At 68.8% G+C, this 24,466-nt stretch carries 26 protein-coding genes and 1 other RNA gene; 9 read left to right on the top strand and 18 right to left on the bottom strand.

Annotated features, from left to right (window positions below):
• Nucleotides 1–20 precede the first annotated feature (20 nt).
• Together ACWDY5_RS02195 and ACWDY5_RS02190 are read left to right on the top strand one after the other, a co-directional pair.
• On the top strand, nucleotides 21–650 hold the full coding sequence (locus tag ACWDY5_RS02195) for an NAD(P)-dependent oxidoreductase (protein WP_449720541.1): 630 nt from the start codon (nucleotides 21–23) through the stop codon (nucleotides 648–650).
• A complete protein-coding gene (locus ACWDY5_RS02190) occupies nucleotides 647–1,387 on the top strand; it encodes an SGNH/GDSL hydrolase family protein (RefSeq protein ID WP_449720540.1) in 741 nt (246 codons plus the stop codon). Before ACWDY5_RS02195 ends, ACWDY5_RS02190 begins: the two co-directional genes overlap by 4 nt.
• Here ACWDY5_RS02190 and ACWDY5_RS02185 read toward each other — a convergent pair.
• Entirely contained in the window at nucleotides 1,350–1,934 is a 585-nt protein-coding gene (locus ACWDY5_RS02185) for a TIGR03086 family metal-binding protein (RefSeq protein WP_449720539.1), read from the bottom strand. The two genes, ACWDY5_RS02190 and ACWDY5_RS02185, sit on opposite strands and share 38 nt — an antisense overlap.
• Before the next feature lie 62 nt (nucleotides 1,935–1,996).
• Between ACWDY5_RS02185 and ACWDY5_RS02180 the strand changes: the two genes are divergently transcribed.
• Entirely contained in the window at nucleotides 1,997–2,734 is a 738-nt protein-coding gene (locus ACWDY5_RS02180) for an AraC family transcriptional regulator (RefSeq protein ID WP_449720538.1), read from the top strand.
• Nucleotides 2,735–2,964: 230 nt separating this feature from the next.
• Here ACWDY5_RS02180 and ACWDY5_RS02175 read toward each other — a convergent pair whose 3' ends face one another.
• The 8 genes from ACWDY5_RS02175 to ACWDY5_RS02140 all read right to left on the bottom strand — a co-directional run bounded on the left by ACWDY5_RS02175 (nucleotide 2,965) and on the right by ACWDY5_RS02140 (nucleotide 10,796).
• Entirely contained in the window at nucleotides 2,965–3,738 is a 774-nt protein-coding gene (locus ACWDY5_RS02175) for a zinc finger Ran-binding domain-containing protein (protein WP_449720537.1), read from the bottom strand.
• Nucleotides 3,722–4,177 carry a hypothetical protein gene (locus tag ACWDY5_RS02170; RefSeq protein ID WP_449720536.1) on the bottom strand — a complete coding sequence of 152 codons (456 nt, stop codon included), beginning with the start codon at nucleotides 4,175–4,177 and terminating at the stop codon, nucleotides 3,722–3,724. The genes ACWDY5_RS02175 and ACWDY5_RS02170 overlap by 17 nt, the downstream gene beginning before the upstream one ends.
• A 110-nt stretch (nucleotides 4,178–4,287) precedes the next feature.
• On the bottom strand, nucleotides 4,288–4,995 hold the full coding sequence (locus tag ACWDY5_RS02165) for a vWA domain-containing protein (protein WP_449720535.1): 708 nt from the start codon (nucleotides 4,993–4,995) through the stop codon (nucleotides 4,288–4,290).
• Nucleotides 4,992–5,945: a protein kinase domain-containing protein gene (locus ACWDY5_RS02160; protein ID WP_449720534.1), complete on the bottom strand. Its 954-nt coding sequence runs from the start codon at nucleotides 5,943–5,945 to the stop codon at nucleotides 4,992–4,994. The genes ACWDY5_RS02165 and ACWDY5_RS02160 overlap by 4 nt, the downstream gene beginning before the upstream one ends.
• Complete coding sequence (locus ACWDY5_RS02155) at nucleotides 5,942–6,961, bottom strand: protein phosphatase 2C domain-containing protein (protein WP_449720533.1); 1,020 nt, start codon at nucleotides 6,959–6,961, stop codon at nucleotides 5,942–5,944. Before ACWDY5_RS02155 ends, ACWDY5_RS02160 begins: the two co-directional genes overlap by 4 nt.
• 11 nt (nucleotides 6,962–6,972) lie before the next feature.
• Nucleotides 6,973–7,971, bottom strand: a complete 999-nt coding sequence (locus ACWDY5_RS02150; protein WP_449720532.1) for a hypothetical protein — start codon at nucleotides 7,969–7,971, stop codon at nucleotides 6,973–6,975.
• The gene (locus ACWDY5_RS02145; protein WP_449720531.1) at nucleotides 7,968–10,103 is read right to left on the bottom strand and encodes a hypothetical protein; all 2,136 of its coding nucleotides are present in this window, start codon (nucleotides 10,101–10,103) and stop codon (nucleotides 7,968–7,970) included. The genes ACWDY5_RS02150 and ACWDY5_RS02145 overlap by 4 nt, the downstream gene beginning before the upstream one ends.
• A 51-nt stretch (nucleotides 10,104–10,154) precedes the next feature.
• Nucleotides 10,155–10,796, bottom strand: a complete 642-nt coding sequence (locus ACWDY5_RS02140; RefSeq protein ID WP_449720530.1) for a toll/interleukin-1 receptor domain-containing protein — start codon at nucleotides 10,794–10,796, stop codon at nucleotides 10,155–10,157.
• 315 nt (nucleotides 10,797–11,111) lie between these two features.
• Between ACWDY5_RS02140 and ACWDY5_RS02135 the strand changes: the two genes are divergently transcribed.
• Complete coding sequence (locus ACWDY5_RS02135) at nucleotides 11,112–12,398, top strand: helix-turn-helix domain-containing protein (RefSeq protein WP_449720529.1); 1,287 nt, start codon at nucleotides 11,112–11,114, stop codon at nucleotides 12,396–12,398.
• A 91-nt stretch (nucleotides 12,399–12,489) separates the two neighbouring features.
• Here the strand turns inward: ACWDY5_RS02135 and ssrA are convergent.
• Nucleotides 12,490–12,861: a transfer-messenger RNA gene (gene ssrA, locus ACWDY5_RS02130) on the bottom strand.
• Between the two features lie 148 nt (nucleotides 12,862–13,009).
• Here ssrA and ACWDY5_RS02125 point away from each other — a divergent pair.
• Nucleotides 13,010–14,278: a sensor histidine kinase gene (locus ACWDY5_RS02125; protein WP_449720528.1), complete on the top strand. Its 1,269-nt coding sequence runs from the start codon at nucleotides 13,010–13,012 to the stop codon at nucleotides 14,276–14,278.
• The gene (locus ACWDY5_RS02120; protein WP_449720527.1) at nucleotides 14,266–14,907 is read left to right on the top strand and encodes a response regulator transcription factor; all 642 of its coding nucleotides are present in this window, start codon (nucleotides 14,266–14,268) and stop codon (nucleotides 14,905–14,907) included. Before ACWDY5_RS02125 ends, ACWDY5_RS02120 begins: the two co-directional genes overlap by 13 nt.
• Here the strand turns inward: ACWDY5_RS02120 and ACWDY5_RS02115 are convergent.
• Nucleotides 14,893–15,504, bottom strand: a complete 612-nt coding sequence (locus tag ACWDY5_RS02115) for a TetR/AcrR family transcriptional regulator (protein ID WP_449720526.1) — start codon at nucleotides 15,502–15,504, stop codon at nucleotides 14,893–14,895. The two genes, ACWDY5_RS02120 and ACWDY5_RS02115, sit on opposite strands and share 15 nt — an antisense overlap.
• Nucleotides 15,505–15,594: 90 nt before the next feature.
• On the opposite strand from ACWDY5_RS02115, the gene ACWDY5_RS02110 reads away from it, so the two are divergent.
• A complete protein-coding gene (locus tag ACWDY5_RS02110; RefSeq protein WP_449720525.1) occupies nucleotides 15,595–16,341 on the top strand; it encodes an SDR family NAD(P)-dependent oxidoreductase in 747 nt (248 codons plus the stop codon).
• A gap of 1 nt (nucleotide 16,342) precedes the next feature.
• Here the strand turns inward: ACWDY5_RS02110 and ACWDY5_RS02105 are convergent, their stop codons facing one another.
• The 7 genes from ACWDY5_RS02105 to ACWDY5_RS02075 form a co-directional block, all read right to left on the bottom strand.
• Nucleotides 16,343–17,230: an amidohydrolase family protein gene (locus tag ACWDY5_RS02105; protein ID WP_449720524.1), complete on the bottom strand. Its 888-nt coding sequence runs from the start codon at nucleotides 17,228–17,230 to the stop codon at nucleotides 16,343–16,345.
• Complete coding sequence (smpB, locus tag ACWDY5_RS02100; protein WP_252482218.1) at nucleotides 17,227–17,703, bottom strand: SsrA-binding protein SmpB; 477 nt, start codon at nucleotides 17,701–17,703, stop codon at nucleotides 17,227–17,229. Before smpB ends, ACWDY5_RS02105 begins: the two co-directional genes overlap by 4 nt.
• A 31-nt stretch (nucleotides 17,704–17,734) precedes the next feature.
• A complete protein-coding gene (gene ftsX, locus ACWDY5_RS02095; RefSeq protein WP_252482219.1) occupies nucleotides 17,735–18,637 on the bottom strand; it encodes a permease-like cell division protein FtsX in 903 nt (300 codons plus the stop codon).
• A gap of 50 nt (nucleotides 18,638–18,687) precedes the next feature.
• Nucleotides 18,688–19,377 carry a cell division ATP-binding protein FtsE gene (ftsE, locus tag ACWDY5_RS02090; RefSeq protein WP_252482220.1) on the bottom strand — a complete coding sequence of 230 codons (690 nt, stop codon included), beginning with the start codon at nucleotides 19,375–19,377 and terminating at the stop codon, nucleotides 18,688–18,690.
• Nucleotides 19,378–19,587: 210 nt separating this feature from the next.
• Nucleotides 19,588–20,691 carry a peptide chain release factor 2 gene (gene prfB / locus ACWDY5_RS02085; protein WP_256509363.1) on the bottom strand — a complete coding sequence of 368 codons (1,104 nt, stop codon included), beginning with the start codon at nucleotides 20,689–20,691 and terminating at the stop codon, nucleotides 19,588–19,590.
• 23 nt (nucleotides 20,692–20,714) lie between these two features.
• Nucleotides 20,715–21,215, bottom strand: coding sequence for a PadR family transcriptional regulator (locus ACWDY5_RS02080; protein ID WP_283661394.1), 501 nt, complete (start codon nucleotides 21,213–21,215; stop codon nucleotides 20,715–20,717).
• Nucleotides 21,216–21,312: 97 nt separating this feature from the next.
• Nucleotides 21,313–22,914 (bottom strand): thiamine pyrophosphate-binding protein, encoded by a 1,602-nt coding sequence (locus ACWDY5_RS02075; RefSeq protein ID WP_449720523.1) that lies wholly within the window; start codon nucleotides 22,912–22,914, stop codon nucleotides 21,313–21,315.
• Between the two features lie 141 nt (nucleotides 22,915–23,055).
• On the opposite strand from ACWDY5_RS02075, the gene ACWDY5_RS02070 reads away from it, so the two are divergent.
• A complete protein-coding gene (locus tag ACWDY5_RS02070; protein WP_449720522.1) occupies nucleotides 23,056–24,024 on the top strand; it encodes an AraC-like ligand-binding domain-containing protein in 969 nt (322 codons plus the stop codon).
• Between the two features lie 163 nt (nucleotides 24,025–24,187).
• Complete coding sequence (locus ACWDY5_RS02065; RefSeq protein ID WP_449720521.1) at nucleotides 24,188–24,424, top strand: hypothetical protein; 237 nt, start codon at nucleotides 24,188–24,190, stop codon at nucleotides 24,422–24,424.
• Nucleotides 24,425–24,466 lie beyond the last annotated feature (42 nt).

Below are 24,466 nucleotides of genomic sequence, written 5' to 3'. Positions count from 1 at the left end.
ACTAACCACTGGAGGGCACCATGAAGATCACCGTTTTCGGCGCGTCCGGCCGCACTGGCGCGCACGTCGTGCAGCAGGCCTGCACCGCCGACCACCAGGTCACCGCCGTGGTCAGGGACCCGGCGAAGCTCCAGTTCCGCCACCGCAACCTGACCACCGTGCGCGCCGACGTCATGGACCCGGCCGCCATCGCGCCCTACCTCGCGGGCCAGGACGCGGTCGTCTCCGCCCTCGGCGCGAACGACCTCAAACCCACCACGATCTGCACCGACAGCGCCCGCGCCATCCTGCGCGCGATGGCCGCCGAGGGCACCCGCCGCCTGCTCGTGGTCAGCACCGCGGGCGCCACCGACGAGGGCGACGGCCCCCTGCTGCGCTACCTGATGAAGCCCGTGCTCAGCCGCGTCTTCCGGCACCCGTGGGGCGACATGATCCGGATGGAGGAGCTGGTCATGGCCAGCGACACCGACTGGACCATCATCCGCCCACCCCGGCTGACCAACGCCCCGCACACCGGCGTCTACCGCACCGCCACCGGCGCCAACCTCCCCGGCGGCGGCAGCATCCCCCGCGCCGACCTGGCCGACGCCATCCTGCGCGCACTCGGCAACCCGGCCACCATCAACACCGCGCTGAGCGTCGCGACATGAGAAAACTCCTGTGGCGCACCACGATCGCCCTCACCGCACTCCTCCTGCTCGGCGCGGGCGCACTCGCCTACGCCGCCTTCCTCCGCGCCCCCGTCAACTCCCCCGCCGCCTACCTGGAAAACCCGCGCCACCCGGCCCAAGTCCTGGTCGCCGCGGGTTCCAGCTCTACCAAGGCCACCCTCAGCGCCGACTGGCCTGCCGCGCTCCGCACCCGCCTGGGCCCGGCCACCGAGGTGATCAACGCAGGCGCCAACGGCGACACCACCGCCGTCACCCTGCTGATCGGCGGCAACGACGCCAGAAACCAAGTCCCCCTGGAAACCTTCCGCGCCAACCTGACCCAGATCCTCACCCGCCTGAAACCCGCCAAAACCGCGATCTTCTCCCTGCCCCCACAGGGCGAAGACCTCACCTCCCAGGCAAACCAGTCCCTGACCGCCTACAACCAAACGATCAAGGACCTGGCCGCCGCCCACCACGCGACCTACCTACCCCTCAACGAGGAACTGACCACGATCCTGCGCACCCACCCGCCCAGCTCCGCCCAGGACTTCACCTTCCTGGACACCCTCGGCATCGCCATCCAGCGCTACCTGCTCGGCCGCACCTGGAACGAGATCTCCACCGCCAACGGCCTGCACCTGCTGACCGACAACCTGCACCTCAACGACCGCGCGGGCGAGGTGGTCACCGCCTTGGTCACGACCTGGCTGTCCACCCCGGATCCCGCCCGGTGAGCCCGAGCACCCGCTCCCACACCGCAGCCGGCTCCGGCACCGCCACCTCCGGCCCGTAAACCCCCATGTCCCGCCCCTGCTGCGCACTGACCACCACCTGCCCGTGCACAAACTCGACCAGCCCCGCGTCGAGCTGCACGTCCTGCCCACTCGCCCGCGCCAGATCCCACGCGTGCACCGCCAGCTCGGTCACCACCATCCCGCCGACCACCTCAGCCGGCAGCTGGTTCTCCCCACCCATCCACGTCATACCCACCCAAGCCTCATCACGCCCCCAAGCCGCGACAGTCCGGAAAACCTGCCCCTCCACTGCGCCGGCCCAGTCCTCCCCCACCAGATCAACCGCACCCTCATCCACCCCAGGCGGCGGCACCGACTCCTTGCGCCCGGCCCCCGCCAACGAAGGCCCCCAGAAGAGCAGGTGGTTCAGCAACCTCCGCACATCAAACTCCGCACAAGGCGTAGCCGCCCCCAGCGACGCGGCGGTCAGCTTCCGCACAACCCCAACCAACGGCGCCTCAACCAGCGCCACGTACTCAGCAGACATGCGCCCAACCTAGGCAGGCCACCACCGGCGCGTATTGAACAAACGCGACATAGGATCCCCGCGTGCCCCGGGACCCCCGCGAACTGGCAGGCGCCTGGCAGCAGCACCAGCGCCACACCTACGCCGCCCCGTCCCCCGACCTGGCGCTCTACGTAGAGCGCTACTGGTCAGCCACCTGGTCCTACCCAACCCCGTACGACCAGAAGATCGTCCCGTACCCCCACGTGCACCTGACCTTCCAGGCCGGCGCGGTCACCCTCAACGGGGTCCGCACCGGCTACCACCTCAGACGCCTGGCAGGCACCGACGAGGTCTTCGGCGTCCAGTTCCGCCCCGGCTGCTTCCGCCCCTTCCTCAACGCCCCGGTCAGCACCATCACCAACAAGTCCCTGGACGCCACAACCCTGTTCGGCCCACCCCCACCCCTGACCACCGAAGCGGTCGAAAGCTACCTACGCCCCCACCTGCCATCCCCGGACCCCCGAACCGAGGAAGCCGCGGCCGTAGTCCACACCATCGCCACCACCCCCACCCTCACCACAGTGGAAGCCCTTGCCCAGCACGGAAAAACCACGCCCCGCCAACTCCAGCGCCTGTTCCACGACTACGTGGGCGCCACCCCGAAGTGGGTGATCCGCCGCTACCGCCTACACGAGGTAACCCAGCGCCTGGCCAACCACGACCTCATCAACTGGTCAGCCCTGGCAGCCGACCTCGGCTACGCCGACCAACCCCACCTGACCCGAGACTTCAAGTCCATCTTCGGCGAAACCCCCACCGCCTACGCCGCCCGCTACTAGATCTCAATCCCGTTGCACCGCAACAAAGCCGCCGCAACCCCCACCCCGTCAACCAACGTCCCACTGAACGTATCCGCCATGCATCACCGGGCCCGGACAACATGCGGCGCGGTTACATCACTCTCGGCGTGCTCAACCAGCCGGGGTGATGACGGCGGCCTGGATAGCGCCGCTGTGCAGGCGGACCCGCGACTCAGCCATCACGGCGTTGTTTTCCTGGCCGGCGCAGATCAGGAAGGCGTCGGTGCGAGGGGAAGGTGGCTGAGGACCTTGCCTTTACGGCTGATGGTCAGGGCTTGCCCGGAGATCTCGTAACGGTATTCGCCGTTGACCGCGGTGAAGCCAGTGGGAGTCCGTTCTGCGGGCAGCGAGATGTGGTTGTCCGACGTGACCGGCCTACCCTTGAGCTGACCGTCGTAACGGTAAGAACCCGCCGAGTCCAGGCAAATCGTCACCACGTGCTTGCCGGTATCGTGCCTGGCCACCAACTCGGCGCCGTCGCCATTGCCTGGCAGCCAGCGAGCGACTTCGGTTGGACAGGACGTAGCGGTGCGGCCAACACCGCTCGTTTCCGCAGAACCGAGCAGCGACCCGATGCGGTCCAGGTTCGTGATCACGATTATGACCAGGATCGCTACCAGGAGATAGCGCACTCCCCGCCAGAACGCACGTCCGGAAACCGGCGGCCGGGGAGCACGCGGAGTACGGGTAGCCACCCCGTAGTCCGACCGCGCGGGCGCCTTCGGCGGACACAGCGGTCCGGGCGGACCGGGCCGTGACGGGGGTACCGGAGCCAGCGCGATAGTCGCCCGGGGAAGCTCCTTGTGCCGGGACTCGACGAAGGCCACGGTCTCGTCGCGGGCAATCGAGAGCGGCTGGTGGTCGGGGAGCGCCAGCACACCCGTGGCACTCCCGGCCTGACGTCCGCACACCCGGCAGATCGATTGCTGCGCGTAGTTGTTCGTGTGGCACGAGTCGCACGACCAGTCAGCCTTGTCCTTCATCGCTCACCACCTCACCGTCGTTGTGGGCTCGCAGCACTTCCCCGTCGTCGGCGGCGCGGAAACTGATCCAGTCGTGGGTGTCCGGCGCCCGGCGTACCGGCAGCGGTTCGACCACCGGGACCACTACGGCTGCTGTCCTCGGAGGTTCAGGCGGCGCCCCGCGATCTCGAGATCCGGCCTGGGCTGTCACTTCGTCGACCAGTCCCTGGAGGAAGCTCCGGCACTGGGCCGGGAACCAGAGCGGCAGATCGACCAGCGCGATCCGGCCCAATCGCACGGTCAAGGTGAGCTGCAGCAGCTCTGTGCCAGGTAGTCCGGGTTCGATGGCCAGGCTTGCTGCTCTGCAGCTCTCAACGGGAATCCGCAGGACCGCGGGCGGTACACCTGGCCTCAGCCGTTCGCTGATGACGAGCAGCGCACGATCCCGTACAAGCACCACGTCCGGTCCGAAGATCGCTGACGGTCTCGGTGTTTGCGGTGCTGGCCCAGGCTGTGCTGTTGCAGAGGGGCCGTGCGTTCGCTGGGGGGACCACCAGCGGGAGCGTCGGGTCAAAGACTGCTCGCGATGGTTGCGATGATCTCGTTCATCTCCCACTCTTCGAGCCCCTCTCCGGCAGTGGAGGGGAAGAAGAGAGTGTTGTTCCAGTCGTCGGCTATGTCCGCCCATGGGTACTCCTCGGGTGCAAAGATCAGCAGTCGCTTGGCCGAGTTCTCCATCAGCGACTCACGACTCTGTGCGTGCCCCCAAAGCGCGAAGAGCTCGTCGAGCGAACCCGGCACGGATCGCGGATAGGTCCATGCGCGAGTCTGCCGAGGATCGCCCAGGCGATGGGCAGGCGCGTCAGTGAAGATCACGATCACGTGCCGGCGACGGTCGAGGCCGCTCTCCCAGTCGGAGTGCATCGCCACGGCGAGCGCTTCGAGACCGGACTCGGGCGCGTCACCGCCGCCGTCAGGGCCGAGCGCGCGGACCGTGCGCTCGAACTCATCGACCTGTGCCGGGATCCGGAGGAACTCGCTCTCGACCATGGCGTCGTCGGCCCGGTCGCCGAAATCGCGGAATGCGATCACCTTGAGGCGCAGGCTGCGGATCCCCCTGCCCTTGGCGGCCATCTCCTGCACAAGCCTGCCGGGGAAGGCGAGCGCACTGTGTTTCACGTTGTCGAGCGTCGGTTTCATGCTCGCGGTGGCGTCGATGCACAACACGATGTCGACCGCGTAGTCGAGATCGGTCCCGCACTGCTGATCGGAGGTCATTGGGCTCCTTCCACCCGGACACGTCCAGTGAGGTTGATGCGGACGCGGCTGTGTGCGGCCCGCGTAACGGTCGGTCGCAGCGAGGCAAGCAGCGACAGGACGTCGCCGATCGTGGGCCGGTCCGCCGGATCGGATCGGGCCATAGCAGCCAGCAGGGTCGCCCAACCAGGCTCGAGGTCCGGGTGGAGTTCCAGACCCTCGCCCGCGAGTACCGCGGCAGCCGGCGAGTCGAACCGGTCGGGGAACCTCGGCGCGGCGCCGGTGAGGTAACTGTGGATCAGCAACCCCAGTGCGAAGAGGTCGACGGCTGTCGTGAGCTGATCAGCCCGGGTGCCACTGTCGCCACGCACATAGCTCAGCCACTCGGGCGCGCCGTAGAAGGGATTCCCGCCTACGACGTCGGCGGCAGGTGGCGTCCCAGACTCGTAGGCGTCATCAAAGTCGATCAACTTCGCGATGTGCAAGTCGCTACCTGCCGGGCGGTGAAGCAGCACATTCTCCGGTTTGATGTCCCCGTGGACGATCTTGCACTCGTGCAGCAGCGCGACGCTCTCGCAGAGGGTGTGCAGAAGAACGATCCGGTCCTCCGGTGACAACTTCGCCGGGGCCACATCTGCGGCATCGATCCGGTCCGTCACCTTGTAGTAGCGAGTCCCTTTGGCGAAGAAGTCCCTCGACAGAACGAGGTTTCCGGCATGCGGATGGTCCCGGCGCAGCAGCCGGGACAACTTCTCGTGGTGCAACTCGAAGCGACGGCACTCGGCCAGCCGTCGCTTCTTGTCGGCCACCGTGCCCATCGAGTCCGGGCGAGGGCGTTTGGGGTCCAGGTACTCCTTCACGAAGAAGTCCGCGTCGTGCTTGCGTGCGAACGCCCACAGGCACTTGCCGGCGTTGGCGTTCGAGGGGCGCGTGATGATCTCGTAGCCGTTGACGGTCTCACCCAGCTTCACGAATCGACTCCTCCAGGCTTGGGCAGTCGTCGTTCGTATCCGTCGCGGTAGGCGAGCCAGGAATGCTCCCTCGTCTCGACGAGAGCGGCACGTCCCTTGGACGTGGCACGGCGCATCGGTTCGGCGTGCTCTGTCCGCAATCTGTCGAACCGACACGGGAAACTCGCACGCAACGCGGCGAAATCCGCGAAACCGAGCGCGACGATCGCGATGGACGCGTCGTCCTTCGTGTAGGAGTTGACCCGTTCGGCAAGCAATGCCGACCAGTCCATCGCGTCACGGGCGGCCAGCAAGGTCTCCCACAGCAGGTGCTCGAACTCAGCAGGTGTTCCGACGTAGCCGAAGAAGCCGTCGGTGGCGGTGATGAGGACACACGGGGCCTGCGCGACGCCTCGCCACCGGTTGATCGCGAAACTGCCGCCCGCGTGAACCATGTTGGTCATCGGTGGGTCCTGGAGCAGCAGGGCCAGCGCGTCGGCGGCCTCGGTGTCGTCGGCGCTCAACTGCTGCAGTCCGGCTCGCGGCTCTGCCACGTAGCAGCGGGAGTCTCCTGCCCACAAGACGTGCCAGGAGATCTGGCCGCGAGCAGAGTGGAACACCAGGCCAGCGAACGTGCTGGGAAGTTCGCGCCGCAGCCGGCCACGCATTCTCCTGCGCTGGAGGACTCCAGTCGCCAATCGGCCGCTGATATGCCTCGTGAGCGCCTCCGGAGAGATGTCCGCTGAGTTGCTGGCAAACCACTCCTCGACGAGTCCGCGCACGCGACGGGAGGCCAGCCACGCATGGGTCCGCGCGCGTCCCGACGGTGTGCGTCCGGCGAGAGCGCGGCCCGCGCCTCCCACTCCGTCGAAGACGGCCAGGAGGCCGGACGCACTCGGCCGGTGGAAGAGCACGAGCGGGTCGGCATCCTCACCCTCACCCGCGATCCGTTCCGTCCAGACCGCGACTGCGATGAAAGTGCCTTCGACGTGATGCCAAAGGCGTGCGCTGCCCCGAGAGCCCGGGTGAACGTCCATCGGGCGGTACCTCAGCTTCCGCTCTCCGGCTTCGACGGGCGCAGGGTGCCACGTACGCGGCTAGAACCACTCTGGTCCGGCGGGACCACGGGTGACGCTGAACGGTCATCACCGGTCTGGCCGGGCTGCGGAGCGTTTCCCTCGACCACTTTGCTCTCCTCGATCGCCGCCTTGGCGCGGGATTCGAGACCGTCGCGGAGCTTGCGTCGTTTGCCAGGCACGGCCTTGCTCCGGTCGAAGAACTCGCCAAGGACCTGATCGCGCACCTCGGAGGCACTGAAATCCTCCATGTCGGTCCCGGTGAGGGCGCGTAGCACGTCGATCTTCGCTTGGGTTTCAGCAGCTCGATCGGCCCGTTCCCGGTCCAGCAGTGCCATCGGATCGCCGTCGTCGATCGACATGATGTGGGCGAGCATGTCCTCGCGGCTGCCGCCGGCTATGGGCCGCACCGAGTCGAAGTTCTGCTTGCGTACCCGGATCTTGCGCCGCTCGGTCACGAAGTCCTCCGCGTCGACCATCGCGACGGACACGGAGTAACCGCCGAGTTGCATGGTCGGCGAGTCGTGGGCGGAGTTGAGCCGCGCCGAGATGGCCTTCTCGGCGGCGGCGGGGTGAAGCACGTCGAAGTTGGCCGCAGTCTCCCGGATGACGGCCGTGAGGGACGGCATGAGCGCTGCGGTCATGTCCGTGATGCTGTCCCGGGCTATCGCGACCGGGTCCATGATCCGGCACGCGAACCGCACGGTGACAGTGAACGGAAAGGCCGGATCGGCGCTCTCCGCGGTCACGGTGAAGGCCAGTCCACGATTGGCGACGTCGATCAGGTACATCCTGCGGTAGTTGCCGAACCGGGCGTCTGGCACGCGCTCACCGTGGTTGATCACCAGCGGCTTGCCTTCCGGACGCTCAAGCACCATCGCGGTACCCAGCTCGGGTGTGCGCAGCGGCGAGCCGATGCGCACTCGTCGAAGCTCGAGGCGTTGGAGGATCGGGTTGTAAGTCTGGTTCATGAGAGTTCTTCCTCAACCTCAACGAGGGTGTCGTGGAACTTGGCGGCCTTTTCGGACGGATCGTGGGGGTCCTCGGCCCAGCAGCGGAGCAGGTGGAGGATCCGTTCGAAGTCCGTCCTCCCGCGGTCCGCGATACCGGCGAGAACGTGGAGTACGGGGCCCGACATCGCTTCGTCGCGGTCGGCGAAGCGGACCCAGGAGCGTAGGGCGGCGTGGGCGAGCTCCCGGGCCGACGAGTTGCCCAGCGCCCGGCCCCACAACTCGGCGAGCGCGAACCGGTGTTCTGACTCTTCGCGCATGAGGAGGGGACGTTCCTTCGTGCCGTCCTCAGTCAGGACCGCGAACGCGAACATCATCAGGGCTTTGACAACGGCCTCTTCGTCGTCCAGCCGCTCGGTCCACTCGAGCAGTGCATGCAGGACCTCGGTGGCACGTCCCGACTCGAGCAGGGCCTGCGTGCTGATCGCGACCGGTTCCAGCAGGTCCCAGTCGTCATCGTGAACGAGGGCGCGCAGCACCCGTAGGGCGCGGCGGGGATCATCGAGGCCGAGCTGGCCTCCGACAGCCAGGCCCGCGGTGATCGGCAGGTGCGGGCTCCTGGCGGTCTGGGCCAGCCCTGCCCACTGTTCGATGTAAAACCAAGCGGAGTCTGTGTTCCTGCCGAGCGTGCCCGCGACGTTCAGACCGTGCGCGGCGCTCTGCCGGAGCGCGGCCGATGTGGACTCAGCCCAGGGCAGCAGGTACTCGTGCACGCCGTGCTCGAAGTCGTTGGTCGCGAGGATGCCCGCTGCGTGAGCCGCCCGGGCCCGGACCTCGACGTCGCTGTGCTCGGCGAGGTTCATGAGCCACTCGAGGATCTTCGCCCTGGCTCCGTCGAGCTCGAACCATGTCACGCCGAGCACGGCGACCCTCAGCCGAGCCGACTTGAACCTGAGCCGGGGCGCGTCACCGCTTCCCGCAGGAGCCGCCACGACCTCAAGCCAACCGCGCTCCGCGACGATCCGACTGAGGTACCGCAGGGTGAGCGTCGCCGAGCTCGCGCTGAGCTGCCGGTAGAGCGCGATAGCCGCGTCAGTGACGTGAAGGTAGCCGGCGTCCTCTAGCACCGCGGTGGCGAGGACCAGCGCGACCTCAATGGCGTCCGGAGACCGGTCGAGCCATTCCTGGACTTGGGCTTTGGGATTGCTGAGCTTGCCGACGACCTTTCCGACGTCCTCGCCGGTGCGCAAGGCTTCGACCACCGTGTCCGCGACCCGGCTTGCGAAACCGGGGTTGTCGCGATCTTCCAACAGCTCGGCGAGTCCCGTAGCGGCCAGCTGATCGTCGAGTTCGACAGAGTCCAACCACGGCAGCTGACCGGTCACCCGCCGGCGCACGATCATCGCCGGGTCAGGGAGTTCCAACTCCTCGACAACGAACTCGGTACGTCTTGAGGCGGTGGCAAGGGATCCGGTGACCGGGCCGGTCACCACCACGAGGTAACTCTCCTCGGCCAGGAGCCGACCCGAGATCTTCCCGAACCAGTCGTCGGTGACTTTCCCCGCCGCGAACTTGCCGTCTCCGCCATCCGGATCGAGGACGACGTACCCGCTACGCGGGTGCGGTATACGCCAGTTCGGGTTTCCCAGCATCGCGCTGTGGATGCTGTAGACCTCCGCCCCGTCACCTGCCGCACCGCGCAGCGTCGCCAAGGCCCGGGTGAAACGACCGGTGCCCGCGGCATCAGCGATGACAAGAAGGTTGGTGCTCTTCAGTCGATCAACTCCGTCGGTGAAGTCCGGCGGTCGCACGAAATATTCTGTTGCCTTGGCAACCTCCAGCGGCTCAATCCTCGGCCTGGTTGAGCGGCGCGAGGTACTCCGTCCGCCCGGACCAGCCACGAAGTCGCCGTCCACAACGATGTCGCCGTGGAAGATGTTGAGGGTCGTGACGCCCGCCAGGCGGTTCCCAGCCTCCGAGATGATCTTTGCGAACCGGGAGTTCGACAACTCCAGGGCCTCGGCACGCAGGCCCCTTACCGCCTCGTCGCGGCTGGATGGTGGCGTACCGTCCTTTGTAGATGGAGTCGCTTCCTCTTTCGACGGTATTGCCTGATCTTTCGAGGATGACTCGGGCGGCTTCTCCTCGTTCACGGTCTACTCCACGTGAGTTCTCGGATGTCAGGGGCTGAACGGCGGAGCAGGTCAGCCGAACCTGGGGCCAGCATGGAAGTCGCCTCGCACGTCGATCCGGTCGTACTGATTGACCACTCCCCCCTCGTCGGCGTAAGCCGTGAACTTCCCCGGAGGTGCCGCTCGCACCGGGGCACGCAACCCTGGGACCAGTTCCCGCAGCTTGGCGGCGAGCCTGTCGATGTCTGGACCGGCACTGCGAAAGTGGATTGAGATGTCCTGAAGCGAGGGCAACCTGCGAAGCGGTTCCGGCAACTCCTCGGCGCGGAGCCGTTTCGGCACATCCATCCGCACTGGGATTACCCGTTTCCCGAGCTCGAAAGCGGTCACGATCTCACGGCGGACAAAATCCCGTGGGTCGTCAATGAGACGCGTACCCGAGTCGTTCCTCGCGTCGAGCCAATTACGTCCCATCACCACAAGGAGGGTGGACGACGCAGCGACCGCGTCGAACATGTCCTTCTCCCACTCAGCGCCGAGCCCTATTGACTTCGAAGCAAAGAAGACGGTCTCCGGCCCGAACGCTCGCGACAGTTCCCGGTCGAGCAGCGCCACACCGAACCGTTCGTCGGCCGTGCGGTAGTTGAGGAAGATCTGGTGCAACGGTGGGCCTTTCGTGGTTGCCGAGGTACGCAGTTGGTCGGCAGGCGACACGCCATGGACTGTCGAGTGAGTGACAGAGAGTAATCCTTGGCATCCGGTCGGCCGCTTGACAAGCCCTACTTGGCAGTAGGATGAGCGTTTCCTGTTTCCTCTTCGTCGATACCCAGAGTTGTCGTTGTTTTGACAAGCATCTTTCGTGCCTGCTGCTGTTGTTCGACACAAACCCTCTCGCCAGCCCTAACCTCCGACTAATATCGGGAAAGTTTGAGCCCTGTTTCCCGTTTCCGGTCTCGGATGGAACACGAACCCTGGTGCCGGGCGACAAGAGAGGGCGGAAGATGGCCAGCAGAGAAGGGCGGTGCGCGGATGTCTTCCCTGCCGGAGACCTTCGGGGCGAGGTTGCGTGCGTTGCGGGTAGCCGAAGGGCTTTCACTCAGCGAGTTCGCGCGTCGCCTCTACTACAGCAAGGGCCACGTGAGCCGGATCGAGACCGGCCTGCAGACACCGTCGCCCGAGTTCGTGCGCAAGTGTGACGCCGAGCTACGTGCTGGCGGGGAACTGATCGCGCTGGCCGGCGGGACGGTGCGGGCGTCACTCACAGCTGTATCCGAATCGGCTGAGGAAGAGGTTTGGGTGATGACGATGACGCCCAGCGGTGGTGCCGCGTTCAGTCCGGTGGCGCGACGGGACGTCCTGCTCGGCGGGGTGGCCGTGATCGCCGGACTCAAGGTGTCCGGTACGGGCATCGTGTCCGCGAACGCGGAGGCGCAGTTGCTGCACCACCGGCGCCTGTTCGACGCGGCGCGGGCGCTGGGGCAGTTCTCATCGCCAGATGTCGTGCTACCGATGCTGGTCGGACAGGCACAGGCATTGCGAACTCTCGCGACACAGGTGGGCGGGCGTACCTTGCCCGCAGTGGCTTCGCTGGCCGCACGCACGGCGGAGTACGCGGGCTGGATGGCGCAGGAGTCCGGCGACGATGCGGCAGCGTCGTGGTGGACGGGGCGGGCCGTGCAGGTCGCGGAGGTAGCGGGCGATGACTTCCTGTCCAGCTACGCCCTGGTGCGACAGGCTCTGATCACGATGTACCAAGGAGATGCGTCCACGACCGTTTCGCTGGCACAACAGGCACAACGGCAGAACAACGTGCCGGCGAGGATTCTTGGGCTCGCCGCACAGCGCGAGGCTCAGGGGCACGCGCTGGCCGGTGACCGCGACGAGTGCCTACGTGCCCTGGACCGTGCGCGGGTGTTGCTGCAGGTTCCCGACGGGGCGCCGGAGGGGCCGGTGATCGGTACCTCGCACGTCTCTGATCCCGTCGCGGTCGCGACCGGCTGGTGCCTCTACGACCTGGGGCGGCCGGCCGAAGCCGCCGAGGTCCTCGACCGCGAGCTCACCCGGATTCCCAGCAGCGCCGTCCGGTCCCGCGCGCGGTTCGGCGTGCGGCTGTGCCTGGCATACGCGGCCTCCGGAGAGCTCGAGCAGGCCTGCCGCCTCGCCCGCCCCCTCCTCAGTCAGATCGCCCAGATCGGGTCTGCGACGGTACTCACCGACCTCCGCCGTCTCGCAACTCTGGTGCGGCGGTGGCACGCCCATCCAGAGGTCCGGGCATTGGAACCAGATCTGACCATCGCCTTGGGTCGCCCGATGTGACCACATCGGACAGTGGACGAGACGCTCAGACCCAGTGAGCCGAACAACAACGAGCCCTGCCCACACTTTCCGTGGGCAGGGCTCGTTGACTCGGTGGAGGTGCCGGGAATCGAACCCGGGTCCTCTGTCGCTTTGCCAGGACTTCTCCGTGCGCAGTCTGCTGTGTCTCTACTCGGCCCTGTTGATCACACAGACATGTTCAACATGACGGGCCCAGTCACTGTGGGTTTCCCCGTTGCTCCCCGTGACCGGGAACGCGGGTAAGTCTCCTAGCTGATGCCGGGCACCGGGTCGGAGACGCACCCGGGCCGACAGCGTTGCTCTTACCGTCAGGCGGCGAGAGCGAACGCGCGCTGATTGTTGTCGGCGCTTGTTTTTTTTGCAGCGACGCTTGCGGTGGTCATCTGCCTGCACCGGCACGCTTCCCCTGACTCAACGTCCAGAGTCGAAACCGTTCACCCCCGTGGGTTGTGTACCTGCTTCCACCAAGGATAACGCTTCGGGGACCGCTGGTCATTCCGGTTCCCTCCTCGGGGGTGGGGACAGCCCTACCTCCAGGTGACAGGGCTCCTCCATGGTTGGCGGGAGCGGCATGCCGCAGGCTTTGCGGTATGACGGAGACCACCGCCCCGCGCCGAGTCGGCGACAGCGTGAAGAGCGCCGCCCGCTCCGCGCTCTACCTGCTGTCTGGGTTCCCGCTGAGCCTGTTCTGGTTCGTGCTGTTCGTGACCCTGCTGGCGGTCAGCGCGGGCACCGCGATCATCTGGGTGGGCGTCTTCCTGTTCATCGCCACCCTGTTCCTGGCCCGCGGCGCGGCCAGCCTGGAGCGGATCTGGCTGGGCATCGTCATGGGCCACGCGGTGCCCCAGCCCTACCGCAGGCTGCCCGAGGGCGGTCCGCTGACCAAGCTCAAGCGACTGGTGACCGACCCCGCCACCTGGCGTGACCTGGCCTTCCTCGTGGTGTTGTTCCCGGTGCGGCTGTTCGGCTTCATCTTCGGGCTGCTGCTGACCGTGCTGCCGCTGCCCTTCCTCAGCGCGCCGTTCTGGTACTGGACGGTGCCCGGCGGCATCCAGATGAACCTGGCCTTCACCTGGAGCATCGACACCCTGTGGGAGTCACTGCTGGCGGTGCCGATCGGCGTGGTGCTGGCCGTGCCCTGCCTGGCCGGCCTGCGCGGACTCGGCTGGGTCTACGGCCAGCTGGCCGCCGCTCTGCTGCGCCCCAGCTCGGTGCAGGCGCTGACCACCGAAGCCACCGAGCTGCGGGCCAGCCGGGCCCGCGGGGTGGACGCGGCCGAGGCCGAGCGCAGGCGGATCGAGCGGGACCTGCATGACGGCGCCCAGCAGCGCCTGGTCTCGGTGGCCATGGAGCTCGGCCGCGCCAAGGCCAAGCTGGACTCCGACCCGGAGGCCGCGCGGGTGCTGATCGACGGCGCGCACTCCGAGGCCAAGCAGGCCATCGCCGAGCTGCGCGACCTGGCCCGCGGCATCTATCCCGCCGTGCTCGGCGACCGCGGCCTGGACGCCGCGCTCTCCGCGCTGGCCGGTCGCTGCCCGGTGCCGGTGCACGTCTCGGTGGAGCTGCCGCAGCGGCCGCCGACCGTGGTGGAGAGCACCGCGTACTACATCGTGGCGGAGTCGCTGACCAACGTGGCCAAGCACGCGAAGGCGGTCACGGTCGCGGTGACCGTGCAGCGGCACGGGGACCGGGTGCTGGTGGAGGTCTACGACGACGGCAAGGGCGGCGCCACGCCGCAACCGGGGGGTGGGCTGGCCGGACTGGCGGACCGGGCTGCCACCATCGACGGTGTGCTGACCGTGGACAGTCCAGTGGGCGGGCCGACCAAGATCCGGGCGGAGCTGCCGTGCGCGTGGTGATCGCCGAGGACTCGGTGCTGCTGCGGGCCGGCATCGAGCGGCTGCTGGCCGACGACGGCATCCACACCGTGGCCAGCACCGGGGACGGGGCGGACCTGCTGGACCTGGTCACCGAGCACAAGCCGGACCTGGCCGTGGTGGACGTGCGGATGCCGCCGACCTTCACCGACGAGGGCCTGCGCGCGGCGCTGGCGGTCCGGGACCACTACCCCGGCTTCCCGGTGCTGGTGCTCTCCCAGTACGTGGAGGAGCGCTACGCGGTGGAGCTGATCGGCGGCGGCGCGGCCGGGGTGGGCTACCTGCTCAAGGAGCGGGTGGCCGATGTGGCCGAGTTCGTGGACGCGGTCCGCCGGGTCGCCTCGGGCGGCACCAGCATCGACCCGGACGTGATCGCCCAGCTGCTCGGCCGCCGCCGAGATCCGCTCGAGCAGCTCACGCCGCGCGAGCGCGAGGTGCTGACGCTGATGGCCGAGGGCCACTCCAATTTGGCCATCGCCAAGACGCTGCGGGTCTCCGACGGTGCGGTGGAGAAGCACATCGGCAACATCTTCGCCAAGCTCACCCTCGAACCCACGCCCGACGAGCACCGCAGGGTCCGCGCGGTGCTGACCTACCTAGGCCACCACTGACCAGCTGCGCAAAGCCGCCAGCGCCCCGTCCAGCGCGGCCGCCAGCGGCTCGTGCGAGCGCATGCTCTGGCTGAGCAGCTTCCCGCCCTGCAACGCCGCGAGCAGCACCAGCGACAGCCGCTCGGGATCGGCCTCGGCCCGCAGCAGCCCGTTGTCCCGCATCCGCACCAGCCCGGCCAGCAGGTAGCCGCGCCAGCGCTCCAGGTGCCCGGTCAGCTCGGCGGCCAGCGCCTCGTCATTGCCCGCGACCTCGGCGGCCAGCGCGCCCACCGGGCAGCCGTAGTGCGGCTGCTCGGCGTAGTGCGCGAGCACCGCCTCGCGCCAGCCCGCCCAGGCCGCCCAGCTGTCCAGGGTGTCCAGCCAAGGCCGCTGGGCCTCGATGAACCGGCCGCTCTGGAAGGCCGCGATCGCGCCGACCAGGTCGCTCTTGCCGCCGGGGAAGTAGTGGAAGAGCTGGCTCTTGCTGGTGCCGGTGCGCTCCCGGATGTCGTCCAGGCTGGTGCCGCCGACGCCGCGCGCGAGCAGCAGGTCGGCCGCGGCCTCGACGATCCGGGCCCGCGTGGCCGCCCCGCGCGCGGTGAGGTTTGCCGAGGTCATGAACCTGATCCTACGCCTTTGGACTAGTCGGTCCACTTCTGTGCTAGCTTCTGGACTGTACGGTCCACTCAGCTCGGAAGGGTCACTCCCATGCGCTTGGCGAACAAGACCGCGCTGGTCACCGGCTCCACCAGCAACCTCGGCCGGGCCATCGCGCTGGCCTTCGCGACCGAGGGCGCGCACGTCCTGGTCACCGGCCGCAACGCCGAACGCGGCGCGGCCGTGGTGGCCGAGATCGAGGCCGTCGGCGGGCGCGCGGACTTCCTGGCCGCCGACCTCAGCGGCTCGCCAGAAGCCGCCAGGGAGTTCGCCGCCGCGGCCACCTCGGTGCTCGGCCGGATCGACGTGCTGGTCAACAACGCGGGCGCGATCGGCGGCACCAGCACCGCCGGGACCACCGAGCCCCGCTTCGACGAGGTCTTCGGCGTGAACGTGAAGGCCCCGTTCTTCCTCACCGCCGCCATCGCCCCGGCCATGGCGGCCCAGGGCGGCGGCGTGATCGTCAACATCGGCTCCTGGGTCGCTCGCCTCGGCATCCCGATCGGCGCGGCCTACGCCGCCTCCAAGGCCGCGCTGGAGTCGATGACCCGCTCCTGGTCCGCGGAGTTCGGCCCGGCCGGGGTGCGGGTCAACGCGATCTCGCCCGGCGTGGTGCACACCGCGGCCGACCACCCGGCCGTGGGCATGATGAAGGGCACCCCGTACGGGGCCATCGGCGCGCCGGAGTCCATCGCCAAGGCCGCGGTCTACCTGGCCAGCGCGGACGCGGAGTTCATCCACGGCGCGGTGCTGGACGTGGACGGCGGCCGGACCGGCGTGGCGGTGATCGCGGCCTGAGTCAGCGGCCGAGCAGCCGGGCCGGGGTGTCGTGCAGCACCGCGCGCAGGAACTCCGGCCCCAGGTCCTCGGCCCAGCCCGCGATCGCCCGCAGCTGCTCGCTGTACTCGTACGGAATATTCGGGTAGTCGGTGCCCAGTGCCAGCCGGTCGCCGAACTCGGCCAGCCGTGCGGTCCAGTCCGCGGGCAGCGGCGCGTTCCGCTCGGTGAAGGCCACCCCGACCATGGTGGTGTCCAGGTGCACCCTCGGGTAGCGGCGCACCAGCTCCAGCGCGGCCAGGTAGTCCGGGGTGCCGGCGTGCGCGAGCACCGCGGTCAGCCGGGGATGGCGGCGCAGCACCGTCTCGAAGACGTCCAGCCCGGTGTGCCTGCCGGGCAGCGGCCCGTGTCCACAGTGGATGACCACCGGCACACCGGACTCGGCGATCAGGCCCCAGACCTTGTCCAGCAACGGATCCGCCGGGTCGTAGTCGCCGACCTGCACGTGCGCCTTCAGGCAGCGCGCGCCGCGCTCCAACGCCCGGGCCAGGTAGGCGTCCGCGCCGGGCTCGGGGTAGAAGGTGGCGGTGGGCACCGCGTCGGGCTCCCGCTCGGCGAACTCGGCGGCCCAGTCGTTGAGCCACTCGGCCATGGCCGGCTTGTGCGGGTAGAGCAGCGGCGCGAAGCCGATCACGCCGAAGCCGCGCAGCACCGCCAGCCTGGTCGGCTCGTCGAAGCGGTAGCGCACCGGCCAGGCCACGCCGTAGTGCTCGCCGGCGGCGTCGAAGTAGGCCCAGACCTTCGCCAGCACCCGCTCCGGCATGAAGTGCACGTGGATGTCGATGAGTCCGGGCAGACCGAGCCCGCGCACCCAGTCGCGGATCTCCTCGTCGCAGCCCGGCCCGGTCACCACTTGCCCTTGCGGATGCGTCCGGCGACCTTGGCCACCTCGCGTTCGGCGTCCCGCTTGGCCAGGTCGTGCCGCTTGTCGTAGGACTTCTTGCCGCGGGCCAGGGCCAGCTCGATCTTGACCTTGCCGTCGTTGAAGTACATCGACAGCGGCACCAGGCTCAGCCCGCTCTCCTTGAGCTTGCCGATCAGGCGCTCGATCTCCCTGCGGTGCAGCAGCAGCTTCCGGTTGCGCCGAGGGGTGTGGTTGGTCCAGGTGCCCTGGAAGTACTCCGGGATGTGCACGTTCCGCAGCCACACCTCGCCGTCGTCCACGGTCGCGAACGCGTCGACCAGCGAGGCGCGGCCGAGACGGAGGCTCTTGACCTCCGTGCCGACCAGCACCACGCCGGCCTCGTAGGTGTCGACGATCGCGTAGTCGTGCCGAGCCTTGCGGTTCGACGCGATCACCTTGCGACCGGTTTCTTTGGGCATGAGAAGACCTTACGTGCGGGGACCAACCAGTTTACTGCCGCACGTAGAGCCGCAGCGTGACGTAGCCGGTGACCGCGGAGATGACCACGCCGACCAGGAACAGCCACGGCGAGACGAACAGCACATCGCCCATGCTGATCGCCGGGATCACGCCGTTGCGCACCGGCTCGGCCAGCACGCTGTCCACGATGGTCGACTTGATGATGGCCAGGCCGCTGACCGCGAGGATGGCGCCGATCACGCCGGCCACCACGGCCTCGATGAGGAAGGGCAGCTGGGTGTACCACCGGGTCGCGCCGACCAGGCGCATGATGCCGACCTCCGTGCGTCTGGTGAACGCGGACACCTGGATGGTGTTGGAGATCAGCAGCAACGCGGCCAATGCCTGCACCAGCGCGATGAAGAAGGTCGCGTTGCGCAGGCCGTTGAACACGTTGAACAGCTGGTCGATCAGCGCCCGCTGATCGTTGATCTTCGAGACGCCGGGTTTGTTGGCGTACTCCTTGGCCAGCGCCTCGAACCGGGTCGGGTCCTTGAGCTTGACCCGGAAGGAGGCGGGCAGCGACTCGGGACGGACGATCTCCACCAGGTCGCGGTTGGTCGCGTAGATCTCCTTGAACCGCTGGTAGGCCTTGTCGCGGCTCTCGTAGGTCACGGTGTCCACGAGCGGGCTCTCGGACAGGCTCTTGCGCAGGGCAGAGCAGATGTCCTGGGCGCAGTCCTTGTCATTGGCGCTGAGATCGCCAGAAAGGGTCACGCCGACCTGGAGCTTGTCGTAGTACTGGTTCTGCACCTTGTCGATGAGCCGCACGATCAGCAGGCCACCACCGAGCAGGCCGAGGGAGATCGCCGTCGTCAGGATCATCGCGATCGTCATCGTGATGTTCCGGCGCAGGCCGGTGATGACTTCGCTGAACACAAAACTGGCGCGCATCGGGCTTCGGCGTTCCTTGGGTAGTCGGGGAGGAGGAGACGGGACCGGAACTACCGGCCGACGCCGTAGACCCCTCGGGCGTCGTCGCGGATGACCTTGCCGAGGTGCAGCTCCACCACCCGGCGGCGCATGGCGTCGACGATCGAGTGGTCGTGCGTCGCCATCAGCACGGTGGTGCCGGTGCGGTTGATCCGCTCCAGGAGCAGCATGATGTCCTGGCTGGTGTCGGGGTCCAGGTTGCCCGTGGGCTCGTCGGCCAGCAGCAGCAGGGGCCGGTTCACGAACGCTCGCGCGATCGCGACCCGCTGCTGCTCACCACCGGAGAGCTCGTTGGGCAGCCGGTCCGCCTTGCCGTCCAGACCGACCAGTTCCAGCACCTCGGGCACCACCTTGCGGATGGTGTGCCGCGGCTTGCCGATGACCTCCAGCGCGAACGCCACGTTCTCCGCGACGGTCTTGTTCACCAGCAGCCGGAAGTCCTGGAACACACAGCCGATGCGCTGGCGGAGCCTGGGCACGCGGCGCCGCGACAGCTTGCCGACGTTGTAGTCGGCCACGTGCACGGTGCCCTTGCTCGGGGTCTCCTCCCGCAGCAGCAAGCGCAGGAACGTCGACTTGCCGGAGCCGGACGGTCCGATGAGGAAGACGAACTCGCCCTTGTCCACGTGCACCGACACATCGTCGAGCGCGGGACGGGTCGAGGTCTTGTATGCCTTGGACACGTGTTCGAGCCGAATCACGACGCCGGAGTCTACTCATGCGACGTGTGGGTGCTGTGCGACGCAAGCCCGCAAGCGGGTATTCGGTCGGTTACATGGGGTGAACGGCACTCCGACCACCCCTTTTCCGCCCGCGCGTTGGCCCGATTCGTACCCGGCGTTGGCCGGAATGCACGGAGTGTCAACAAAAATGACCGTCCGTATCGGACACGCGCGGGCGGAGATCCGGGGTCAGCCGGTGCGGCGCCAGCGGATGCCGGCCTCCAGGAAGCCGTCGATGTCGCCGTCGAGCACCGCCGAGGGGTTGCCCACCTCGTGGTCCGTGCGCAGGTCCTTGACCATCTGGTACGGGTGCAGCACGTAGGAGCGCATCTGGTTGCCCCAGGAGCCGCCGCCCTCGCCCTTGAGCGCGTCGATCTTGGCCTTCTCCTCCTGGCGGCGGCGCTCCAGCAGCTTGGCCTGCAACACGCCCATCGCGGTGGCCTTGTTCTGCAGCTGGCTGCGCTCGTTCTGGCAGGAGACCACGATGCCGGTCGGGATGTGCGTGATGCGCACCGCGGAGTCGGTGGTGTTCACGCCCTGGCCGCCGGGACCGGAGGAGCGGTAGACGTCGATCCGCAGGTCCTTCTCGTCGATCTCCACGTGGTCGGACTGCTCGACCACCGGCACCACCTCGACCGCGGCGAAGGAGGTCTGGCGGCGGCCCTGGTTGTCGAACGGCGAGATGCGCACCAGGCGGTGCGTGCCCTGCTCGACCGAGAGCGTGCCGTAGGCAAAAGGCGCCCTGACCCGGAAGGTGGCCGACTTGATGCCGGCCTCTTCGGCGTGTGACACGTCGTACACGTCGGTGTTGTAGCCGTGCCGCTCGGCCCAGCGCAGGTACATCCGCATCAGCATCTCGGCGAAGTCGGCGGCATCCACGCCACCGGCCTCCGCGCGCACCGAGACCAGCGCCTCGCGCGAGTCGTACTCGCCGGAGAGCAGGGTGCGGACCTCCAGCGAGGCGATCGCCTCGCGCAGTTCGGCCAGCTCCTTGTCGGCGTCGGCGGCCGAGGACGCGTCCTCCTCCTCCTCAGCCAGCTCGTAGAGCACGCTGAGGTCGTCGAGGCGGGAGCGCAGGTCGGTCACCCGGCGCAGCTCACCCTTCTTGTGGGAGAGCTGGCTGGTGACCTGCTGGGCGCGTTCCTGGTCGTTCCACAGGTCCGGCTGGGCGACCTGCTCGTCGAGATCGGCCACCTCGGCACGCAACTTCTCGAGGCCCATCACCGCCTCCACGCTGGCCAGGGTGGCGGAGAGGTCCTTGATGTCGGCTGCGACGTCGGGGTTCACAGCCATAGAGCGTACTGGGAAGCGGCCGCTCAGGTGACGGGGATGGCGTCCAGCAGCTTGATCACGGCCCGGGTGTGCGCCACGGCGAAGTCCGCGGCGGCCTTGGCGTAGGGGTCGGCGGCGGCCTTGGCCGCGTTGCGGGCCTCGTCCAGCTGGCTGTTGTACGCCTGCTTCGCCGTGTCCACCAGCGCCTGGCGCTGCTTGGCCGGCAACGAGCCCGCATGCATCAGCCGCAGGATCAGCGGGCTGCGCAGGTGGTCGGGACCGGGCTCGGTGGCCAGCCAGGCCTTGAAGGCCTTCTTGCCGGCCGCGGTGATGAGGTACTGCTGGCTGGAGCGCGGCCCCTGCTTGCCGAGCTTGAGCAAGCCGTTGTCGGCCAGCGCCGGCAGTTCCCGGTAGACCTGGCTGCGCGTGACGCTGAAGAACGCACCGAAGCGTTCCGTTGCGGCAGCAACGAGCTGGCCGCCGGTCTTGGGACCGTCGTGCAGCAGGCCGAGGAGAGCCGCGGCAGTCGCGTTCAGTTCTGACACATGTCCAACGGTGCCACGGCTTTCCCCCGCTGTCCACATTGGTCAGCCGTTCTGTCCATTGTGTATGGTCGCGCTCTGGGCCGAACGGGCCTGGTGATCACCCGAATGGCCCTCTGCGGACTGAGACCGCCGGGCGCGGGGATCTGCGGGCGTGCACCAGATGCCGGGGGCTGGGCATGGGCCCGGTCGGCACCTCTACCAGCGCCGGCTCGGCCAGGTGGATGGCCCGGGCCACCGCCGCCGTCAGCGCGCCCGGGTCGGCGGCCCTGGTGGCCTGCACGCCAAAAGCCTTGGCCAGGCTGAGGAAGTCCACGCCCGCCGGGTTCTCGTTGAACACCACGGTGACCACACCGATCCGATAACGCTTGGCGGTGGCCAGCTCCTGTGGGTTCCACGCCGCCACCCCGTCGCCGAGCAGGGCCACCACCGGCCGGTCCGGCTGGGCCAGCTTGGCGCCGAGCGCGGTGGCGAACGCGCCGCCGAGCCCGCCGTCCTGCCCGGCGGAGAGGAAGGTTCGCGGTTCCAGCACCGGGTATGCCGAGGGGACCACGCAGCCGACCGGGCCGACCTCGTCCACCAGCACGCCCTCGGCCGGGATCGCTTTGCGCAGCGCGGAAACCCAGCCCAGCTGCGGCCCGCAGGAGGTCAGCTCGCGGGCCGTCCACGCCCAGATGCGGTCCACTGTGGACACCGGCCAGTGACTGCGCGGCCGGTCCGTCAGGGCCTCGGCCAGCGCGGCCAGGCCCAGCCGGGCGTCGGCGCACACCGCCACGTCCGGCTCCCTCGGCCCGCCCAGGTCGTGCTCGTCGGCGTTGAGCAGCACCAGCTTGGTGTGCGCGCCGATCCGGTTCGGCTCGCCGGCGGCGTCCAGGAAGCGGGCGCCGACCGCGAGCACCACGTCCGCCGCCCGCAGCAGCTGCCTGCCCGCCAGGTGGGGGAAGGCCAGCGGGTGGTCGCCGGGAATCGCGCCCGGCCCGCCGAGGCTGGTCACCACCGGCGCGCAGAGCGCCTCGGCCAGCGCGAGCAGCTCGGCGTCGGCGTCCGCGGCCTGCACACCCCAGCCCGCGTACAGCACGGGTTTGTGTGCCGCGCGCAGCAACTTCGCCGCGGCCTCGATCTCGCCCTCATCCGGGCGCACCGGGAGCACGCCGTCGATGCCGGGGTCCAGCAGCCGGATGTCGGCCTCGGCGGCGAGCACGTCCGGCGGCAGCTCCAGCGCCACCGGCCGGGGCCGCCCCGAACGCAGCGCGCGGACCGCGGTGCGCACCATGGCCGGCACCTGTTCCGGCCGCCTGGCCAGCGCGCACCGGGTGGTCAGCGCGGCCAGCACACCGGACTGGTCCGGCAGCTCGTGCGGCAGGCCGAGCCCGGCGCCGACCAGGTGCGAGGGCACCTGCCCGGCCAGCAGCAGCACCGGCGTGGACCGGCTGTGCGCGGTGGCCAGGCCGGAGAGCGCGTCCAGCACCCCGGCGCCCGGTCCGACCAGGCACACCCCGATCCGGCCGGAGGCGCGGGCGTAGCCGTCGGCCATCCTGGCCGCGGCCTGCTCGTGCCGCGCGGCATAGAAACGCAGTGCGCCGCCGGTGCGCTCGATCGCCTCGGTGGCCGGCGCCAGCAGGTCGTGCGGCACCCCGGACAGATCGCGGACCCCTTCGGCGAGCAGCTGCGCGACCAGGGCCTGGCCGCCCGTCATGCGCATACGCGGCGCCCCCTCGTGCTCGGTTCGCACCGGCAGTCTTGATCGCCGGATGGAGCAACGATTGTTCGTCAGCGCACGCACAGTGGTTGGCAACGCACACGCTGACCCGGTTCACTGGACGGATACCGGGAGGAGGCCGCCATGCCCGTGCTCGTGCACACCAGCACTGTCACCGAGCGCGACCGCCTTGACTACTGGCGGGATGCCGGTGAACGGGCCGCGATGCCGATCGAGATCACCGACGCGCGGGCCGAGCACTTCCGGGCGAGCCTGCGCGGCCAGCGCTTCGGCGCGGTGCAGGTCAACGAGATCACCGCCAGCCCGCACGTGATCCGGCGGGCGCGCAGGGGCGGCGAGACCGGTTACGAGCTGTGCAAGACCACCCTGGTGGCGCAGGGCAACTGCGTGCTGAACCAGGACGGCAGGCGCACCGAGCTGGGCCCTGGCGACATGGTGCTCTACGACGGTTCCCGGCCCTACGAGATGGTGATGCCGGAGGACGTGCGGCTGCTGGTCTTGCAGTACCCGCGCAGGCTGCTGGCCACCGCCGACGAGGAGGACCGGCTGCTGGCCACCCGGCTGCCCACCTCGGCCGGGCTCGGCGAGGTGGTCGCCCAGCTGCTCCGGCACGTGGTGTCCACAATGGACAACACCGACGGCGCGGCCGGGGTGCGGCTGACCGACAACCTGATCGACCTGCTCGGCGTGCTGCTCGGCGAGCACAGCGCGCCGAAGTCGATCGAGCCGGACTCGGCGCGGCGCGCGCTGCTGCTGCGGGTGCTCTCCTTCGTGGAGGCCCGGTTGCACGACCCCGACCTGGACCCGGAGTCCATCGCCGCGGCGCACCACGTCTCCACCAGGTACCTGCACAAGCTGTTCGAGGACCGGCCCGAGTCGCTGGCCGCCTACGTGCGGGCCCGGCGGCTGGAGCGCTGCCGCAGCGACCTGCGGGACGTGGCCCAGGCCGGGCGTCCGGTGGCGGTGCTGGCGGCCTCCTGGGGCTTCCGGGACGCCGCGCACTTCAGCAAGGTGTTCAAGAACGCCTATGGTCTACCGCCGGGTGAGTACCGGCGCTCCTTCACGCAGCGCAGCCAGCAGCGCGTTCCTTAGCCCCACGCGGGTGGTTCGGCCGACGCGGACCGGTGTTTCCGGCGCACAGGTCTACCCCGGACGGCGCAACAGCCCGGAAGATCACTCGGCGCGGGGCTCGTCCAACGCCGTACGGGTCCCGTCGTCCGCCGACGAGCAGATCCTGTGACGGGGAGGTCCTGCCGTGCACCGCAGTTGGTTCCGAACGAAGCTGGCCGAGAAGAAGACCGAGGTCGCCACCAAGGTCAAGAGCAATGTGACCGCGCGGGCGAAGGCGTTGATCCCGCAGAAGCTCACCGAGTCCGCACCACGCGACAACTGCATGGTCTGCGGCAAGAAGCTCAAGCCGCATTCCGTGGCCAACGGCGACGGCCGGGTGTGCTCGCCCGCCTGCGCGCACGCGTGGGTCAAGGGTCTCTAGCCACGACGTGGGCGGGCCGGTCCAGCCCCTCCGCCGGACCGG

The organism is Crossiella sp. NPDC003009 (genome assembly GCF_053591555.1).
The sequence above is the reverse complement of the archived record's forward strand: the minus strand, read 5'-3'. Positions and strand labels throughout refer to the sequence as shown.